The sequence below is a fragment of the Pseudoalteromonas sp. TP27 genome (genome assembly GCF_056470645.1).
The window spans coordinates 69,626-89,399 of the sequence record NZ_JARDAK010000011.1 but is presented as its reverse complement, the minus strand read 5'-3'; the positions used below and the strand labels follow the sequence as shown (position 1 = coordinate 89,399).

Below are 19,774 nucleotides of genomic sequence, written 5' to 3'. Positions count from 1 at the left end.
AATAATGAGTATTATTAAATTAAATAGTTCAAAAGAACAATTAGAAGTTGCCAAAGGTGGCCTTTTAGATCGAAGGAAATTTTTAACTAGCAGCGCTTCTTTTCTTTCAATAGCAGCTGCGTCAGTAGCTGCATCCACATTGAGTAGCACGGCTGCGGCTCGTGTTTTCGAGTCACACCCTAAGCATATGAAAACACCAGGTGTACCCAGTGAGATTTATGGGAAACCTTCAAAATACGAGTCTCATGTAGGCCGACTGCCCGAGCATGTGTACAGCTCTAATATAATCACAGCTGCATTTACACCTATAGATCAATTAAATGGCATTATAACACCTGCAGGTCTACATTTTGTAGTTCACCACAGTGGAATACCTGACATAGAACCAACAAACCACCAATTTATGATTCATGGACTAGTAAATAAACCACTAAAGTGGTCAGTTGAAGCCCTCCTTAATTATCCTATGGTTAGTCGTGTCCATTTTTTAGAATGTGCAGGTAACTCAGGTCCAAATGCTATAGCTGATAGTCCTATGGATATGACATGTGGAGCGATACACGGACAAATATCTGGCTCATTATGGACTGGTATACCTCTAAAATATCTATTAGATGAGGCTGGTATAAAACCCAGTGCAAAGTGGGCAATGTGTGAAGGTGCTGATGCTGGGAACCATGTTCGAAATATACCACTACAAAAACTTTATGATGACGCTATTATAGCGCTGTACCAAAATGGTGAAAGAATTAGGCCAGATCAAGGTTACCCTATGAGGCTTTTTGTGCCTGGTTATGAGGGCAACATGAATGTTAAGTGGCTTCACCGTATGGAAATCTCTGACACGCCTTCTCAAAGTAAAGATGAGCAATCACTTTATGCAGACATTATGGCTAATGGAAAAGTAAAGCAATATAGCTTCAACATGGAAGTTAAATCGGTCATTACAAAACCTTCTGGTAAACAACAACTTCCAATACCTGGCTTTTACGAAATATCAGGTTTTGCTTGGTCCGGCCGTGGAAAAGTTAAAGCCGTAGAAGTCTCTGCAGATGGAGGTAAAACTTGGGCACAAGCTAACCTAGAAGGTCCTATTATGAGCAAAGCAATGACTCGCTTTACTATACCTTGGAAATGGAGTGGTAAAAAAGCGATTTTGGTAAGTCGAGCGATTGATGAGTTCGGAAATACTCAACCAACCCGAGAGGACTGGATATCACGGTATGCTAGATTTTCTCACGGTCACAATAACTCAATTAATTCATGGCTTGTTTCTAACGATGGTAAAGTGAGCAATTTTTATGTTTAATTTTAAGAAAAAAATATTAATAACTAGTTTACTAATCTATTTGTCAAACACTGCTTATGCGGCTGAGGAAGTAACGACACAAGGTGGTATTGAACTAAGCAAATCCGAAATTGAAAAATGGTCTATTACAATATATCCAGATGGACGTAATCTTCCAGCGGGTAGTGGAAATGCATTTGAAGGCGAAAAAATTTATCAAACTAAATGTATGATGTGTCATGGTTTATCTGGTGAAGGAGGTGTCGCTCCTCGATTAGCTGGAGAGTTAGGGTATCAAGAGTATAACCCTCACCCACTATTAGCCCTAACAGTGGGCGCATGGCCGCATCAAACCACCATCTTTGATTATATTCGTAGAGCTATGCCGCATCAATCACCCAAGACTTTAAATGATTCAGAAGTATATGCATTGACAGCTTATATATTAAACTTAAATGGAATAGTTAAAAAAGATGAGACGATAGACAAAAAAAATCTACTTGAAGTCGAAATGCCCTACAAGAAAAAATCTTATATAGCATGGGATACAGATGAAAAAGGAAAACTCAGTGGGAAAGAGCCTTTAATTAAAAACCAATGAGTACCTAAATAAATAGTTAGGAGGACTTAGGGTTAAACGACAATATTTAACCCTTAAGTTTTTTATTACCTTAAATACATATTATTTTTTATCGCAATGTTGCTAAGATATTTGAGATAAAAAACATTTACTAGGGTCTGTTGATCTTTGCGGATTAAAATTTGTTCAAGCTAGAGGCTGTTTAATCGCGGCGCGAGATTTGTAACCTAGTGGGCTAAGTAAAAACTGAGCAAAGCTTCCGCGTCCTGCTCACGCCCCTTACCTACATCCATGCAGGCAACAAATAGTAAATAGCCCCTAGGAAGAACCCTTTGGGCAGCGCCTGTTTGGCATTAATGCTACGTTATCGCCCATTTATGGGGAATAACCACACTGCATAGGCTCTGCCTTGCCTAAATACCAAACAGACTGCTGTAAATTTAACCTTGAAAGATCAACAGACCCTAATAAGTCGCCACATGAAGTGAGTATATTTATAATGCATACCTCTCCATTAACTTATAACCAGCAATTACGTTACTCTCGCCACATTATGCTCGTGCAACTTGATATAGATGGACAAGAAAGACTTTGGCAATCTCATGCACTTATAGTGGGTTTAGGTGGTTTAGGCTGCCCGGTTGCACAGTACTTGGCTGCCTCAGGTGTGGGAACATTAACGCTTGCAGATAACGATGTAGTTGATGCTACAAACTTGCAAAGGCAGGTGCTTTATAAGCAAACTGATGTAGGTAGCTTAAAAACACACGCCGCTAAAGCACAGTTAACTAGCTTAAATGATGAAATAGACATACATACAATCGATGTATTTTTAGATGAGCAGTCAAAGCTTGACGAGCTATTAAGTAATATTGATATAGTCATTGATTGCTCTGATAACTTACCTACACGCAATTTACTCAATAGCGCCTGTTATAAGACTAAAACACCACTAGTTTCGGGCTCTGCAATTAGAATGGAAGGCCAAGTTGCCTGCTTTACCATGAAACAACATAGCCATTGTTACGAGTGCTTATCGCAGTTTTTTAATGAGCAAACACAAAGCTGCTCTGAATCTGGCGTGCTCTCCCCTATTGTTGGGCTAATTGGCAGTATTCAAGCAACTGAGGCACTAAAAATACTTGCGGGTTTGCCAAGCGGCTTAAGTGAACATTTATTGTTGGTAGATGGGCTCAGTATGGAGTTTAACCGCTTTAAAATTCCTAAAAATAGCCAGTGCCCCACGTGTAGTAAGTAACTCGCGTTTTAATTTTTACTCTAGGTTATGAATAGCGGCGTAAAGTGTATCGCCCACTTTATAATTACTTTGATCCCACACCCTTGCCGAAAGTAAGCAATGCAATGTTTGCCCATCTACATTAAGTGTAAGCTGCCAATTGCTATCAATAGCTTCAGCACTAATAAGCTTACAAACCAATACGTTACTGTACTCTGTGAGTAATGGTTTTATAGCACTAATTGCTATTTGCTCGCTTTCGATGATTAGCTTACCACCTTGCTCAACTGCACTTGGGGATACAAATAACTGCTGCTCACTTTGTTTTATTTGAAGTTGATAAACAGCGTATTTTTCATCAAATTTAATAATGTCATAATTAAGTAAGCTCAGTGGTGTTTGCTTATTATTAGCATAAATAGCCTTGGCAACTAACGCACTTGATCCTTGGTTTATCACCTTACCTTTTTCAAGCTGAATTAGGGTATCACAGCAAAATAATAGTTCCTTTAAAGAGTGGCTCACTATTATAAATTTTATATTAAATTTAGCTGCCAACTCACTCAATGCTGTAAGTGTTTTAAACCGAAGTGGCCAGTCAAGTGCACTAAAGGGCTCATCTAAAATTATAAGCTTTTGGCCTGCCAACAATGTACGTGCAAACACCACTCGTTGGCGCTCCCCGCCAGATAAACTTTGTACGTTGCGTTTAAGCAGTAGTTGTAACTCAAGAGCTGTAATAACTTCTTGCTCGGATAAGTCAGTTTGCCTATTAGCGCAGTGCTTTTGAGTAAATTCTAAATTGCCAGCGACGTCTAAATGAGGGAATAACGGACAAGATTGCACTTGCAGTGTTACACCGCGTTTATCACTAGGTAAATGATGCACAGGTTGATTGTTAATATAAATGCTTTGTTTGCCTTCAAGGCCACTAATACAGCGGAGCAATGTAGATTTACCTGAGCCGGATGGACCAAAAACACCTGCAATATTAAACGACTCTAATTGCAGGTTTATATCTAAATCAAAATTATTAAGCGCTTTAAATAGGGTTAATTTAACCATGTTATTGTCTAACCCCGACTATACTTTTATTAAATTTAAATAACAGCACCAAACACGCAAAAGAGATAGCCAATAAAATAAGAGAGAGCTGGTGAGCAGCCGCGTAATTTAGCGATTCAACATGGTCATACAATGCAATTGAGACAACTTGTGTTTGCCCTTGAATATTACCACCAATCATTAATACCAAGCCGAATTCACCGAGTGTATGAGCAAATCCTAAGGCAAATGCACTACCAATACTGGGCTTTAGTAATGGTAATATTAAATACACAAAACGCTTAAAATGACTAAGCCCAAGCGCTATTGCAGCCTCGTTATATATTTCATTTGTTTGTTTAAAACCTGCAACCAAAGGCTGCATTACAAACGGCAAAGAATAAAAAAGAGAACCAATAACCACACCTTGAAAACTAAAAGCAAGCTGTGTATCCGTTAACCAAAACCAAAACTGCCCTAAAGCGTGCGTAGGCGAAAAAAGAACCAACAAGTAAAAACCTAATAAAGTAGGCGGTAATACCAAAGGCATAGCAATTAATGCCTCTAAAAAAGGTTTAAATTTTCCTTTGTAGCCTGCTAATTTATAAGCAACCGGAATGCAAAAAACGAGTAGTAATATAGCAGTTATCAAGGCAAGTTTTATTGTTAACCACAGCGCAGTTAAATCACTTTGAAGCATTATTGTCCTTTGATCTGTATCCTAATTTAATAAGCTTAAGTTGAGTTCTGCTTGTCATTAAAAAATCCATAAGCTTTTTTGCACTCGCCTTTTTTTTTGTCGATTTTATAATAACGCCTTGCTGAATAATATCGGGGTATTCATCAGCCTCTAGTACTTTATAATCTAAATACTTAGGGTTTTGTGTATTGCTATACGCAGCTTTTAACGTAGACACCGCCACCAGCCCAATTGACACATTACCACTTTGAATAAACTGAAAGGCCTGCGTAATGTTATTACCATATACGTAACTTATTGGCTTTTTAAAATTGGCATTGACATAAAATTCAGACGCACGACCATAAGGTGAAAAACGCGGGTTAGCAATGGCTACTTTATTATTTACTTTATTAGCATTGGGCTGCCACAATGCAAGCTCACCTAATGCGTAGGTAACTAAGCTACTTTGACTAGCAAACCCTTCTTTTACTAATGCTTGCGGGCGAGCATCATCAGCTGATAAAAACACATCAAACGGTGCATTATGTACAATTTGAGAATATAAAATCCCGCTAGAAGCCGCTGATATTTTTATTTGTACGCCAGGTAAAGGAGATTCTTGCAGTAAAGTTTGTAATACAGTTTTAAAGTTACTTGCTACTGCGACATGCAATATTTCTTTTGCGCTTAATGTGCTTGAGAACACGCCAAATAAGAACACACAGTAAAAAATTTTAAATATCAAGCTGAAGGATAAAATTTTCACTAAGTTAATCCCATTTAACAAGTGCTTGCTTGTCGCTTTGTTTAAATTCGACCCAGTTTGATGAGTCTCTAAAATGCTCTTTTTTCCAAAATGTGGCGTGGTTTTTTAAATAATCCATTATAAATTGTGCGCCTTCAAACGCGGCTTGACGGTGGCGACTAGTAACGCCTACAAATACAATTTTCTCACCTAGGGCTAAATAACCTACCCGATGAATAATGCTTATGCGGGCAAGTTGCCAGCGCGTTTGCGCTTGTTCAGCAATAGATTGCAGTAGTTGTTCAGTCATAACTGGGTAGTGTTCAAGCTCAAGCGCGATAACGTTATCGCCGCTGCTAAACTCCCGCACAAGCCCTGTAAAAGTAACTACAGCACCATCGTTTTTGTTATTACTACAAAGTGCGTTGTATTGCTCGCCTACTGAAAAATCGTGCGTTTGTACTTTAATGCAAATGCTCATTAGCCACCTGTAACCGGTGGGAAAAAAGCAAGTTCATCCCCTGCTTTTACAAGCTCATCGCTCGATGACATAGTTTGATTAAGCGCACACAATACATCACGTTCTTCAAGCCATGCTTGCCAATGCGGGTTTTGCTCAACAAGCATTTTTTTAAACGCTGTTATGCTAAGCGTATTCATGATATTAGCTGTTAGCTTACCGCACTTTAGGCGCTCTTTAAGTTGGCCAAAAAACAGTACGTTTACTTGCCCTGCAGCTGCGTTAGTATTATTTAAATTAGTCTCGCTGCCAACTGCCATGCTTGCCTCCTGCTTTTTGTGTTACACGCATACCGTGTATTTCCATAAGCGGATCGGCAGCTTTACACATATCAAATAATGTAAGCGTAGCAACTGATACAGCGGTGAGCGCTTCCATTTCAACGCCTGTTTTACCAGCCAATTTACAATAGCTGGTAACTTTAATTTGGCTATTTTCTTCATCGAATTCAAAATCAACGGCTACTTTACTAAGCGCAAGCGGATGGCAAAGCGGAATTAAATCGGCGCACTTTTTAGCGCCCTGAATACCCGCAATGCGTGCAACGCCTAGCACGTCACCTTTTTTATTTTGATTAAGCAACACTTGCTCAAAAGCCTGTTTGCTCATTTTAATGTAGGCCTCGGCAGATGCATCGCGCAGAGTGACCTCTTTTAGCGATACATCAACCATGTTTGCTTGACCGTTTTCGTCTACGTGGCTCAGCATATTACTTCTCTCGTGATTCGCATTTTTTACCAATAGTAATATGCGGAGCAAAGTTACATGGCTTGTGCATTGAGTCTAACTGATCTTTTATAATACCTGTCCAGGCTGTTTTACATGCGCCCGTAGAGCCTGGCATACAAAAAATAACCGTGTTATTAGCAAGGCCTGCCAGTGCACGCGATTGAATAGTTGAGTTACCAATTTCGCCGTACGAAATATGTCTAAATAACTCACCAAATCCATCTACGCTTTTGTCAAACAGCGGTGTAAACGCCTCTGGCGTTGAGTCGCGCTCGGTAAATCCCGTACCACCGGTCACTAAAATAGCGTGAATGGTGTCATCGGCAATCCACTTTGATGCTACTGAACGCATTTGGTATACGTCATCTTTAACTATGTCTTTATCAGCTAAATGATGACCGGCATCGGTAAGGGCTTTCATTAAGTAATGGCCTGAGGTATCCGTAATTTCATCGCGTGTATCGCTTACTGTCATTACGGCAATGTTTAATGCTATTTGTAACTCAGTTGTTTGGCTCATAGGGTAGCTTATATTAATAGGTTATTTTAAAATTGCTTTCGACTGTGGCACACCTAAAGTATAGAGTTAGGATGCTCCTATAATCTGAAATTCATCCACCAAGCATAGCTAAATGAGTAGTAACACCAGTTAGACGTTTATCTAACTCATGACTTATTTCCTTGTTAGCCATTGCTGCTTGTATTGCGTTTATTGTACTTAACGTATCATTACTCTTTAAATGTTCTCTTAAGTCTATCCCTTCGTTAGCAAACAGGCATAAATGCAACTTACCAAGAGCCGAAACTCGAAGACGATTACAACTTTTACAAAAGCCTTTACTATAAGGCATTATTAAGCCTATTCGACCGACATAATTTGGGTGACAAAATTCTTCTGCGGGGCCATCCAACTTTTCTCTAACCACTTGGGTCCAGCCTTGATCTAGTAGCTTGGTTTTAAGTGCTTGGCCATTTAAGTGATTTTCTTCAAAGAATTTCGCTCCATTTCCAGTTTCCATTAGCTCAATAAAACGAACTGTAACTTTTCTATATTTAATCCAATCTAAAAAGTCACTTAATTGATTATGGTTAAATTGCTTTGCTAACACAGCATTTATTTTAACGTCTTTTATATTTAGTTGTATTGCACGATCGATGCCATTTAAGATGTTTACTAATTTATCGTGGCCTGTGATAAGTTTGAACATTTTAGGGTCTAAACTATCAATACTTACATTCAAAGCATCAAGACCTGCCTCAGCAAACTCATCAATTTTATCAAGTAAATTAAATCCGTTAGTGGTTATTGCCACTTTTTCGATACCTGCAGTCGCCTTGCATATCTTTAAAATATCAGTTATATCTTTTCGTAAACATGGCTCTCCCCCTGTAATTCGTACTTTTTTCGTACCTAATTTAGCAAAGGAGTTCACTATGGTTTTAATTTCGTTTATATCCAAAAAGTCACGTGGGGTATCGCATTGATACCCATTTGGTAAGCAATAATTGCAACTAAAATTACAAACATCTGTAATAGAGAGACGTAAATAATTGAACTGGCGACCAAATTGATCATTTAGCATATACTTCCTTAAATTTAAGCCTATGAGGTTATTAATTATTACTTTAAAAAATCACCGAGTTAATATTTTTAAGCGTGTTTTCGATAAATTAGTGTATTTCCATCAATAAGACGCTGAGTAGTAATAAAAGACGCAAACTAATATTAAAATATAAATTATTCTAGGATCTGTGGACATTTCAGGATTTAAGTGGGCTCAACTTAAGGGTTACTTAACCGCTACGCGAGTTTTAGAACCGAGCAACGCATGTGCATCCTGCTCAAAACCCTTAGCTACACCCATGTAGTCAATAAAGAGTAAAATACATCTAGGCAGCACCATACGCAAAGCAGTATATTTGGCATGACTCTACGCTATCGCCTACTTATAAGAAATAACCACACGCCATTGGCTCTATCTTGCCTAAACACTAAGAATATTGCTGAAAATTCAACCTCGAAAGAGGAATTAAGCTCTCTTTATAGTAAATAGGACAATTAAATTCACAAATATTTATTATAATTTGCGTCTTTTTGTTGATTATTGCGTCTTAATAAATAATATTGTTATATTTTAGGTGAGAGAAAATCTGATGTACGCTGAATGGGAAGAACATAGGATACAACTGAAAAATTACATCAGTAGAAAAGTTGATGACCAAAGCATAGTTGAAGATATACTTCAAGATGTTTATATCAAAGCGAGTGCTAACCTCCATAACTTAAATGCTAAGGGAAGTATTAAGAGCTGGCTATACACTATAACCAGAAACACGATTATGGATTATTACAGAAAACGAGTAATATATGAAGAATTACCAGATAACATAATTGAAGAACAAGTAGAGTCAGCTGAGGCGAACTATAAAGCTATTGCCAACTGTATTGAACCTTTAATACAAGAGTTACCAGAAAAGTACCGAATAGCCCTAGTACTTTCTGAATTAGAAGAATTGAGCCAACAACATATTGCAGATAAGTTAGGACTGACTCTGTCAGCAGCTAAAAGTAGAATACAGAGAGGAAGACATAAACTTCGTGAAATTATGTTGACATGTTGCGACTTTGAAATTTCTAATGGTGGCATTACTGACTTTACACCTAGAAATGAAAGTGCCCAAAAATATTATGAAAGTATTAGAAAGAGATTTAGTTAATTAAGCCTACTATTAGCATCAAGCCATCCAACTAAAATGGTAATCTCCCGACTTTTAATTGAGGCGAGCTGTAGAATTTCCATTGTGTTACTTTTCCAGCTTTTGTATGGGTGTTATGTGACCTATGCCCATGTCAGGGCGTTCATTGTTATAAGCCCATAACCAATCGGTAGCTTTATCTTGTAACTTACTAATATAACTTTAAATATAATGACTTACCCAGTCATACCTAACCGTGCGATTAAACCGCTCTACATAAGCATTTTGTTGCGGGTCACCTGGTTGAATAAATCGTAATTCGATATTATTATTTAACGCTCACTCTGCTAATTTGTCGCTAATATATTCAGGTTCATTATCACACCTGATAGCTTTTGGCTTACCACGCCATTCTATAATTTGATTGAGCGAACGGATCACACGCTCAGCGGGGAGTGATAAGTCAGCATCTATTGTGAGTCCTTCGCGATTGAAATCATCAATTGCATTGAATCTACTCCATCATTTTGTGCACTGTGGACTTCCATTGCATACTTTCATTAGCCTCCCGTGTAGTGGTAAATTCAATTTCTAGCCTAATATTATAAATATCTGCGTCTTTACTATCTTTGTTACGTCTTATAAATCAAGTTGTAATTCAAGCAAAATTTAAAATGTGTCATTCTTACTATTTAAATAGCACTATTCCCATTTACGTAAATTTGCGTAAATTTATCCCCCCTGTTCCGCTCTGTAAATATATGACAAATGCAGAAGGCAGTTTATTTATATGAATATCATTTGGAAACTTCGAAAATACCTACGCATGTTTGCAGGCCAATACATAGTAGCCATTATTGCGCTGCAAATAGTCGCACTTTTAAATCTTGTGCCGTTCTGGCTGATCGGTCAGGTAGTTAACCAAATCAACGAGGGTAAACTTAACGCTGATTTTCTCGCAATGCACGTAGTAGGAATACTGCTTAGTGCAATTGCAATGTATGCTCTTCGATACGTATGGCAAAACAAGCTATATGGCGCTGCTATTTCCATTTCTAAGGAGCTACGTAAGGATCTATTTTATAAATTTTCAACATTAAGCCCTGCTTTCTATTCTCGTAGAAGTACCGGAGATTTAATGGCACATGCCACTAACGATTTAAATGCGATAGAAGAGACGACTGGTATGGGCATAATGACCTTAATTGACTCTTTGATAGCGGGCTTAACCATTATCTTCGGAATGATTTTTGTAGTGAGTGGCGAGCTTACTGCCGTTGCCCTGCTTCCTTTTCCATTACTTATTTTCATTACTCGAAAATACGGGATTAAATTGCACAAAGCATTCGCTCTTTCCCAAGAGGCTTTTTCTTCACTTAATGAAGAAGCACGTGAAACAGTTTCTGGTATTCGAGCGGTTCATTCACATGGCATAAAGTCTCGACAAGAAAGGCGTTTTTCAAAATCCCTTGACGAGGCATTAACGGCAAACTTCTCTGTTGCTAAAATAGACGCAGCCTTTGCTCCAACAATTCAGCTTGTATACGGTTTATCTTTTGTGATGGCTATCGGTTACGGTGCATGGCTAGTTGATGAAGGTACTTTAAGCGTAGGTTTATTTACTACATTTACTTTGTATTTAACGCAACTCTTAGGCCCATTCATGCAATTTGGCTGGCAATTCAATGTTTTTCAACGAGGAAATACATCTTGGGCACGATTACAAACAATACTAACGGAACAAGAGGAAATAAAAGAAGGCTCTGTTACTCTTCCAATAAATGTTCGTCCAAATCTATCCGTAAATATTAGTTCATTTGCTTATTCTGGAGAGAATACTCAAGTATTGAGCGACATTAAGTTTAATTTACCCGCGCATGGCATGGTAGGTATTACGGGTCCAATAGGCGGAGGAAAATCAACTTTATTACAACTCATTACACGGCAATTTGAGGCACAAAACGAGTCGACAATTAATATTAATGGCTATTCTATCAAAGATCTAACGTTTAAATCCCTACGCGGCTATATAGCGTGGGTACCTCAAAAACCATTTTTGTTTTCTGGAACAATAGCAGACAACATTGCCTTAGGTAAGCCCAATGCTAATCATGAAGAAATAAGGTTTGTCGCAGAGGTTGCTGCTATTGCTGAAGAAATCGAAGCAATGCCAAATGGATTTAACACAATATTAACTGAAGGCGGTAGCAATTTGTCTGGCGGCCAAAAACAGCGCTTAACACTTGCTAGAGCGTTGCTAACTGGAGCTGAAATTCTCTTACTTGATGACCCATTCAGTGCACTAGACATGCATATAGAAATTATTGTCCGTCAAAATCTAAACAAGCACTTTAGCGACAAAACTATCTTATTAGTTACTCAGCGATTACCAAACTTAATAGATGCAAACCATATTATTGTACTTGAAGACGGACACATTACAGAGCAAGGCAACCACACCGAACTTGTGTCCGAAAAAGGTTGGTATGCAAAAGTATATAAAAAGCAAAGTCAGCTAAAAAACCTACTCCCATTGGAAAAAAAACCTCCAACTATTGAACCTAGCCAATTAAAAGTATCTGGAGAGCAAAATGTCTAACCTACAATCAACGAAGCAAACATCGCTCATTAGGCGTTTATTGGGTTATTCATTCCCACACAAAAAGTTATTTTTATCTGCATTCGCGATGTTAATTGTAGCTATTGGCGCTGAAATGCTAATCCCGTGGTTAGCTAAAATCATCATTGATGATGTCATCATCCCACAACAATTTGAGTGGCAAGCACTAGGATTGCTCTTATCACTTATTGTTATCGCCTACTTAGTATCGTCTTTTCTTACCTATATACAAAATTTACTATTTCGAAAAGGAGCGTTATTAGTCGTTAAAGATGTCAGAAAACAGCTATTCAGTCATGTGCTCAATTACCAAATAAGTAAGTTTGATAAAGAACCTTCAGGAAAGCTTGTCTCGTACATAATAAATGATACAGAGGCGCTGCGCGATATGTTTATGTCAACACTACCTACAGTGTTACAAGGTACACTCAGAATAATTGCTATCTTTATCGCTATAGCAATATTAGATTGGCGGTTAATGTTAGTCAGTCTGGTATTAATTCCAGTGTTACTTTTAACAATGCAACTCTATCGCAAAATTTCAATGTCTGCATTCGAAGGCGTGCGTTCACAAATAAGTAAAATTAATGGTCGTTTGAGCGAATCACTTCAGGGTATTACACTTATTCAATCATTCAGACAAGAAAGTTCTTTTAGAGCAAAGTTTTATAATGAAAATAACCATTGGTTTGAATACAAGAGGAGATCTGTCGCAATAGATAGCTTGATGTTACTGCCTTTAACTCGATTAATTTCAACGTTAGCTACGGCAGGTATTCTCGCATGGTTTGCAGGAGCATCTCTGACAACAGTTATAGAAATAGGCGCTTTGTATGCTTTTCTGAACTATATCGAAAGGTTCTTTGACCCGTTCCGCCAACTTTCAATGGAACTAAGAAAATTGCAAATCGCTACGGTTTCGTCGAAACGTATCTTTGAAATGCTTGATGAGAAAAATACTCATAATTCAGATACCTATGAAGAGCAAGCTCTTAACGACAAATATGACATTGAGTTTAGAAATGTTAGCTTTGGTTACGACGAAAATTCACCTGTGCTGTCAGATGTGAGTTTCACAGCCAAAACGGGGCAATATACTGCAATTGTAGGTCACTCTGGCAGTGGTAAAAGCTCAATAATCAATGTGCTTATGAAGTTCTATAACCATCAAAAAGGCGAGATACTAATTGGGGGGCAACCTCTTAATAAATTCTCTGATGCTCAAATCCATAAAATTTTTGGTTTAGTCTCACAAGACCCCGTCATATTTAAAGGTTCAGCGCTAGAGAACATTAACTTATCTTCAGATGAGCTTGGTGAAGATCATGCTATCAAAATAGCTAAACAGGTCAATGTGCACAAATTTATTGACTCACTGCCAAACAAATATGCTCATATTTTGGGGCAAGGCGGTGCACAGCTATCTACGGGCGAAAGCCAATTAATCGCCATTGCTCGTACTTTATCTCATTCTCCTTCTATTTTTCTTTTAGATGAGGCAACAGCAAATATAGATAGCGAAAGCGAAGAAACAGTAAAGGCGGTATTAACTAAGGTTCAAAAGGGTAAAACGGTTATTGCAATCGCACATCGTATTTCGACTGTAAAATATGCGGATCAAATACTTGTGATGAATAAAGGCAAAGTTGTTCAAATGGGAACTCATCAACAACTTATCTCCCAACCTGGTGATTATCAAAACCTATACCTTGCTCAACAACAGCAAGAAGCAGAAGACCTAAACAACTTGACGCTAGGCTTAACAGCTTAAATTATTTTCAAATAAGAGTATCAAAATATGACTATTTCAATCACTCACAATTATCTTTCGCCTGACGTAATCGAAGATATTATTGAATGGGAAATCATGAATGGTGTTGCATTCAAACAAAACGATAATACGGCAAGGCACGTTCCTTTTAGCATAGCCCCTATGACAATGCAGAAAAAACGTTTTGAGCATCTATTAAAAACAACACCGTTAATTTCTAAATTGATTAGTAACATCTCTGAAGATCATGATTTTTTACAAACATCGTTAATGAAAACGGCCGCAGCAGAGCCATTCTTTAACATATTAATGTCGCTTCACAAGGAAGCTCACGGTGAAGAAGTTTCAAGGCGAACACCTGCCAGACAACCACTTTTAATGATGCGCACTGACTATATGGATGATCGTGAGCAAGGTCCCAAGGTTATTGAGTTTAATGGAATAGCGGCTGGTATGGCTCCATTTGGTAAGCGTGCTACACAGCTTCATAATTATATAAGTGAACAGCACAGCACTGTGTATCAACAATGGTTAGCAACGACTGGCGCTACTCCGGCTGAAAACGTTGGACTTGAACAAATGGCTATTGGTGTTACTACCGCCGCAGTGAAAATTAAGAAAGATTTTAATGAGTCTGGCTCGCCTACGTTTCTTATGGTGATTCAAGAGAACGAAGACAATGTCTATGATCAGCATTTACTAGAGCTAGAGCTGCAAAAGCTTGGTGTGCGAACGGTTAGGCGTACATTCGAACAATTAAGTACTCAACTGTCCACAGGTAAATCTCAACGCCTATTATTGGAAAGTGTAGGTCCAATTGACGCAGTATACCTTAGGGCTGGATATCAATGCGCTGATTATTACTCGCCAGAATTAGATGAATCCGTTTGCTGCCAAACGCTCAGTAGAACAAGATTATTTTTAGAGCAGCACCGAGTCGCAATAAACGCGACTATTAGTCAGCAGTTAGCGACCAGTAAAGCGATGCAAATGTTAATTACGAGAATGCCTGCCCAAGAATATGCTCGTTGGGGCTTGACCCCAGAAGAAGCACATCTGGTTAAAAGTGTTTTGGCCGACATGAAGGCGGTTAATAAAGAAACTATTCATTGGTTCAATTTTGAAGCTGATAAAGAAAGCTGGGTTCTAAAGAACCAAGGCGAAGGCGGAGGACATTGTGTCTTTGGCACAGATATTAGTGAAAAATTAGAAAATATAGAGCCTCATGAATACGACGCATGGGTATTAATGCAACGTCTATATCCTCATGAGCGTGAGAAACCCGTATTAGCTATTAGGGACGCAAAACAAACTGTGGTTGATGATCTAATAAGCGAAATAGGTTTGTTTACCGTTTACTATCAAGGGGAACCAGTGACCGAATTAAATGGTTACGCGGGCTACCTAATACGAAGTAAACCAGCAAGCGAAAATGAAGGGGGTATACATAGTGGTAAGGGGATTCTAGATTCGATTACTCTTATAGATTAAAAGTAAGGGAATACTACTCGTTTTCCGACACGGTAACTGTCCCTGAAACTAAAGCTGTGTGGCTGCCTATCTTATTAATTTCCATATATGATTGAAGATAGGCAGGTTATGAACAGCAAAGTAAGCGCCCGAGCAACGACACCTAGCAGAGTGGATTTAATTAATTGAAAATACCGACGCACCAAGGAGTTGTTTAATGAAGCCGAAGACATCATTGAGAAAACTGATGAGCTTGCTACACTAGAGATTAGCTACACTCGCAAAATACCAAAGCACAAACCATTACCAAAAAACTTACTCCGTTATCAAGTGATTCTTGATATTGGTGAAGAAGACCAACTGTGTAACTGCTGTGGTAATGTGTTGCATAAAATGGGTGAGATGTCTGTGAAAATCTCGACTTCGTCCCCGAAAATGTAAAAGTCATTGAGCATATTCGCCCAAAGTACGCGTGTCCTGAATGTGATAAGTCAGGGTCGAATAACAGTATTAAACAAGCCAAAATGCCAAACACGTCCAGTTTCTTAAGCCAAATTATCACCCGCAAATATCAATATATACTGCCACTGCACATACAAGAGTCGATGTTCAAACAATACGGCATTGAGCTTAGTCGTAAAACCATGAGTGACTGGGTACTCAAATCCGCCATCTTGTTTGAACCGCTGATACAGCGTCTGAAACACGCGTTATTTAAACAACCTGCGATACATGCCGATGAAACGGCGGTCAATGTGGTCAACACCGACAAGGTAAAAAGTTACATTGGCTATATTGTACCGGCTCGGATCCGTCATCGGCTATAAGTAATACCAATTCCATTAAGTATGTGATCTAAATTTTACGTCGAAAAAATAATTCAGTTCTAGGCGTAAATTGATGTAAATGGTTGTTCCCTTTGCGAAATTTACAACAAAGAAATGGGTTGTTTTAGCAAGTAAAATAGATCAGCTATTTATTGGAATTGGTATAAACACAGCTCAAGACCAAACATCGTGCTTTACGACTATCAAAACAGTCGAGCAGCTTCCTGCGTGGTTAATTATCTGGATGGCTTTTCGGGGTATTTACAGGTTGATGGTTACCAAGCGTATGCACAAACGCAATCGACACTGGTTGTTGGGCCCATACGCGTTGTAAATTTATTGAAGCGAAACACGTGCAGAGTAAAAATAAGGCAGACAAAGTCGACGTAGTCTTGAGTTTGATTCAGAAACTGTACGGCATTGAATCAAAACTTAAAGATAAAACACCAGAGCAAAGTCATGAAGTAAGGCAACAGCAAGCGAAATCTATAACCGATAAACTGCATAAATGGTTAGATCAAAAGCTGCCACATTTAGGTGGGAAAACCAAACTGCCAGAGACAGCAACCTATCTCGCTGTTCAATGGCATAAATTAGTGATTTACCTTGAAGATGTACAGCTTAATATCGACAATAACCGCGCCGGGCGAGCTATCAGACCGTTTGTAATTGGCCGTAAGAACTGGATTTTTGCCAAACCTCTCACAGCAAAATAGCAAGCTCCCACCTATACAATACAGCATCATCGAAACTGCAAAGTCCAACGGCTCAACGCCGCTTGATTACATCATGCATTGCCTCGGTGAACTTTGTCAGCCAGGGCCAGGCATCGAATGATTATTGACTTGGAACATCAATATCTAGGTGATGATCACCGCATGGTTGCACAGCAAATAGCTATTTCCAATAAATATGTCTACCAGGTGTAGAATGACTGGAGAAACCCTCCAGTCATATGAATGCATGACTTACAACGAGGTTGAAGCTAAGAGAATATCTTTTTATGTTCAAGTAATCACTTCTGGCGCTTTATTTATTTTGACGCGAAGGGGATTTTTCGGGTGATCATTACAAAACGAATTACTTGGGTCTAAACAATTAGATTCAAGCCTTTGATCCATCGCTAACAAACGGTCAAGAAGCTCACGTATTTCCTGTGCAACGGGATCGTTTTCATGCTGAGTTTCCCCATAAGAAAAGAAGCACAAATTTTCAGTTAACGCTCTATGCTTATGTCCATTATTTTTAATTTTGCTTTCCTTGGAAACTACTCTTCCCGGAATTCCTACAACAGTCTCCCCTTCGGCAACGTCTTTAGTAACAACTGAATTTGACCCTACTTTTACTCCTTCTCCTATTTTAATTGGGCCAAGTATTTTTGCTCCAGCACCGACAATGACACCATTGCCCAAAGTGGGATGTCTCTTACCTTTTGACCAACTTGTGCCTCCTAAGGTAACGCCATGATAAAGTGTTACGTCATCGCCAACTTCTGCGGTCTCACCGATAACGACTCCCATGCCATGGTCGATGAAAAACCTGCGACCAATTTTGGCACCAGGGTGTATTTCAATGCCAGTCAAAAGGCGACTTATGCTTGATATTATCCTAGCGAAAAGCTTTAGTCCCTTTCTCCATAAAACATGAGAAATTCGATGCATCGCAATTGCATGAATACCAGGATAACTAAACAGCACCTCTATAACATTTCTAGCAGCAGGGTCTCGATCAAAAATACTTTTTAAATCTTCTCTAAAATATTTAAACATATAAAAATACTCCTAAATCCAGAAAACATGCGACTAACTCAACATTCCTGTTGAGAAAATACTTACCGTTTGAGCAAATGGTTTCACCACTCATGATCAGTAAGACGAAAAAATTTGTAATAAGACGCATAAATATTTTTTATTAAAAATGCCTCTTTTTCAAAAAGCTAGGTAATCCCCCAGAAAAATAATAGAGCCAAGAATTTAATGCTTGGCTCTATATGTCTCAATAAATAAAGCGCTACACCGGCAATCCCGCAGCTAATTATCAAACTGCATGTTTTATTTTTTATTGCGTCTTTTTTTCTTATATTTCGTCTTAAAAAGTAGCCAAAACAAACAAGGGGTTACTTATCAACCGATAAGTATTTAGAGGATATGAAATTTAATAAAAGTAAAAATACCGAATGGTTACTCATCTTGAAGCTCATAATAGGCATTGGAGTTGGAATATTAATAGGCCTAATAGCCAACGAAAGATTTATGTCGATAGTTACCTCAATAAAATATGTATTAGGTCAGTTTATTTTCTTTACCGTCCCACTTGTGATAGTTGCATTTATAGCCCCTGCAATTACGAAATTGAAATACAATGCCAACAAAATGCTAGTAGCAGGCATCAGTATTGCTTACCTTTCAGCTATAGGCGCTGCAACATTAGCGTACTTTGCAGGGATAATGGTGCTCCCTCACCTATCAGTTCCTACTGAAATAGAAAGCCTGAAACACTTACCAGAAGCAGCGTTTCAACTTTCAATTTCGCCAATAATGTCAGTCATGTCGGCGCTAGTTCTTGCCATACTCATTGGTATAACCGCGCTAAAGACAAAAGCTGATAGTTTCGAAAAATTACTGGGTGAATTTGAAAGCATGATGATGATGGTGATCAAATCAATTGTTATTCCTATTTTACCTCTATTCATAGCCTCTACATTTGCGGGACTTGCTTATGAAGGCACCCTGACTCAGCAACTGCCAGTCTTCTTGAAAGTAGTTATATTGGCTTTATTAGGGCATCTCATTTGGTTAACTATTTTATATTCAATTGCAGGTATTATTTCAAGAAAGAACCCGTGGCAGGTACTAAAACACTATGGGCCAGCATACCTCACAGCCGTTGGTACTATGTCTAGTGCGGCAACACTTCCTGTGTCGCTCAATGGAGCACTAAAGTCAAAAGTACTCAGCAAAAAAACGGTGAATTTCATGGTGCCTCTCGGCGGAACGATACACCTGTGTGGTTCGGTATTGACTGAGACCCTGTTTGTTATGGTTATCTCGCTAATGCTATATGGTTCAATTCCGTCAATGGATGTCATGGCTATGTTCATTTTACTCTTTGGCATATTTGCGATTGGTGCTCCTGGTGTACCGGGTGGCACAGTGATGGCGTCTATGGGAATAGTCATAGGTGTTCTAGGGTTTGATCCTGCTGGGGTTGCATTGTTAATCGCTATCTTTGCGATTCAAGATAGCTTTGGTACGGCCTGTAACGTAACTGGTGATGGCGCTATTACACTAATGTTAGAGGGCATTTTTAACAAAAACGGTGAGCTAGATGCAGAACAATCACAAAATCTGAGTCAAGATGTTAGCTAAAAATTATAGCAGCTACCTTTAAAAGTAGCTGCACAACTAACCAGTAAAGCGCAACGCAAAATTTATTGCGCCTTTATGACAGCAATTATGTCTTATTAGTAGCTTTATCCTCAAAAACAGTTAGTAGGAAAGATTAGACAAATTGCACGCAATTTCTAAGTTAATAATTAAATATGACGTACAAATACATAAAAAC

General features: G+C 38.6%; 17 protein-coding genes and 2 pseudogenes. 9 read left to right on the top strand and 10 right to left on the bottom strand.

Annotated elements, in window-relative coordinates; all coding sequences use genetic code 11:
- Positions 1-4: 4 nt before the first annotated feature.
- From soxC to PX700_RS13645, 3 genes are all read left to right on the top strand, one after another.
- Complete coding sequence (gene soxC / locus PX700_RS13655) at positions 5-1,309, top strand: sulfite dehydrogenase (protein WP_415636009.1); 1,305 nt, start codon at positions 5-7, stop codon at positions 1,307-1,309.
- Entirely contained in the window at positions 1,302-1,889 is a 588-nt protein-coding gene (locus PX700_RS13650; protein WP_479520995.1) for a c-type cytochrome, read from the top strand. The genes soxC and PX700_RS13650 overlap by 8 nt, the downstream gene beginning before the upstream one ends.
- A gap of 478 nt (positions 1,890-2,367) precedes the next feature.
- Complete coding sequence (locus tag PX700_RS13645; RefSeq protein ID WP_479521029.1) at positions 2,368-3,126, top strand: HesA/MoeB/ThiF family protein; 759 nt, start codon at positions 2,368-2,370, stop codon at positions 3,124-3,126.
- Between the two features lie 15 nt (positions 3,127-3,141).
- Here the strand turns inward: PX700_RS13645 and PX700_RS13640 are convergent, their stop codons facing one another.
- The 8 genes from PX700_RS13640 to moaA all read right to left on the bottom strand — a co-directional run bounded on the left by PX700_RS13640 (position 3,142) and on the right by moaA (position 8,408).
- Positions 3,142-4,170, bottom strand: coding sequence for an ATP-binding cassette domain-containing protein (locus PX700_RS13640; protein ID WP_479520994.1), 1,029 nt, complete (start codon positions 4,168-4,170; stop codon positions 3,142-3,144).
- A gap of 1 nt (position 4,171) precedes the next feature.
- A complete protein-coding gene (gene modB, locus PX700_RS13635) occupies positions 4,172-4,849 on the bottom strand; it encodes a molybdate ABC transporter permease subunit (protein WP_479520993.1) in 678 nt (225 codons plus the stop codon).
- Positions 4,836-5,576 (bottom strand): molybdate ABC transporter substrate-binding protein, encoded by a 741-nt coding sequence (modA, locus tag PX700_RS13630; protein WP_415636472.1) that lies wholly within the window; start codon positions 5,574-5,576, stop codon positions 4,836-4,838. Before modA ends, modB begins: the two co-directional genes overlap by 14 nt.
- Before the next feature lie 25 nt (positions 5,577-5,601).
- On the bottom strand, positions 5,602-6,057 hold the full coding sequence (moaE, locus tag PX700_RS13625) for a molybdopterin synthase catalytic subunit MoaE (RefSeq protein WP_415636004.1): 456 nt from the start codon (positions 6,055-6,057) through the stop codon (positions 5,602-5,604).
- Positions 6,057-6,356, bottom strand: coding sequence for a MoaD/ThiS family protein (locus PX700_RS13620; RefSeq protein ID WP_415636003.1), 300 nt, complete (start codon positions 6,354-6,356; stop codon positions 6,057-6,059). Before PX700_RS13620 ends, moaE begins: the two co-directional genes overlap by 1 nt.
- Positions 6,334-6,804, bottom strand: coding sequence for a cyclic pyranopterin monophosphate synthase MoaC (moaC, locus tag PX700_RS13615; RefSeq protein WP_415636002.1), 471 nt, complete (start codon positions 6,802-6,804; stop codon positions 6,334-6,336). Before moaC ends, PX700_RS13620 begins: the two co-directional genes overlap by 23 nt.
- A 1-nt stretch (position 6,805) precedes the next feature.
- On the bottom strand, positions 6,806-7,345 hold the full coding sequence (gene moaB / locus PX700_RS13610; RefSeq protein WP_415636001.1) for a molybdenum cofactor biosynthesis protein B: 540 nt from the start codon (positions 7,343-7,345) through the stop codon (positions 6,806-6,808).
- Between the two features lie 91 nt (positions 7,346-7,436).
- Entirely contained in the window at positions 7,437-8,408 is a 972-nt protein-coding gene (gene moaA / locus PX700_RS13605) for a GTP 3',8-cyclase MoaA (protein ID WP_479520992.1), read from the bottom strand.
- 571 nt (positions 8,409-8,979) lie between these two features.
- Between moaA and sigZ the strand changes: the two genes are divergently transcribed.
- Positions 8,980-9,543 (top strand): RNA polymerase sigma factor SigZ, encoded by a 564-nt coding sequence (sigZ, locus tag PX700_RS13600; protein ID WP_415635998.1) that lies wholly within the window; start codon positions 8,980-8,982, stop codon positions 9,541-9,543.
- 87 nt (positions 9,544-9,630) lie between these two features.
- Here the strand turns inward: sigZ and PX700_RS13595 are convergent.
- A pseudogene (locus PX700_RS13595) lies at positions 9,631-10,035 on the bottom strand (integrase core domain-containing protein); the annotation flags it as partial.
- A gap of 277 nt (positions 10,036-10,312) precedes the next feature.
- On the opposite strand from PX700_RS13595, the gene PX700_RS13590 reads away from it, so the two are divergent.
- The 4 genes and pseudogenes from PX700_RS13590 to tnpC all read left to right on the top strand — a co-directional run.
- Positions 10,313-12,121, top strand: coding sequence for an ABC transporter ATP-binding protein (locus PX700_RS13590; protein ID WP_479520991.1), 1,809 nt, complete (start codon positions 10,313-10,315; stop codon positions 12,119-12,121).
- Positions 12,114-13,913 carry an ABC transporter ATP-binding protein gene (locus PX700_RS13585; RefSeq protein WP_479520990.1) on the top strand — a complete coding sequence of 600 codons (1,800 nt, stop codon included), beginning with the start codon at positions 12,114-12,116 and terminating at the stop codon, positions 13,911-13,913. Before PX700_RS13590 ends, PX700_RS13585 begins: the two co-directional genes overlap by 8 nt.
- A gap of 27 nt (positions 13,914-13,940) precedes the next feature.
- Positions 13,941-15,404: a glutathione synthase gene (locus PX700_RS13580; protein ID WP_479520989.1), complete on the top strand. Its 1,464-nt coding sequence runs from the start codon at positions 13,941-13,943 to the stop codon at positions 15,402-15,404.
- Between the two features lie 186 nt (positions 15,405-15,590).
- Positions 15,591-17,047 (top strand): annotated as a pseudogene (gene tnpC / locus PX700_RS13575) (IS66 family transposase); the annotation flags it as partial.
- A 170-nt stretch (positions 17,048-17,217) separates the two neighbouring features.
- Here the strand turns inward: tnpC and cysE are convergent.
- Positions 17,218-17,979 (bottom strand): serine O-acetyltransferase, encoded by a 762-nt coding sequence (gene cysE / locus PX700_RS13570; protein ID WP_479520988.1) that lies wholly within the window; start codon positions 17,977-17,979, stop codon positions 17,218-17,220.
- Positions 17,980-18,357: 378 nt separating this feature from the next.
- On the opposite strand from cysE, the gene PX700_RS13565 reads away from it, so the two are divergent.
- Positions 18,358-19,578: a dicarboxylate/amino acid:cation symporter gene (locus PX700_RS13565; RefSeq protein ID WP_479520987.1), complete on the top strand. Its 1,221-nt coding sequence runs from the start codon at positions 18,358-18,360 to the stop codon at positions 19,576-19,578.
- Positions 19,579-19,774: the final 196 nt, after the last annotated feature.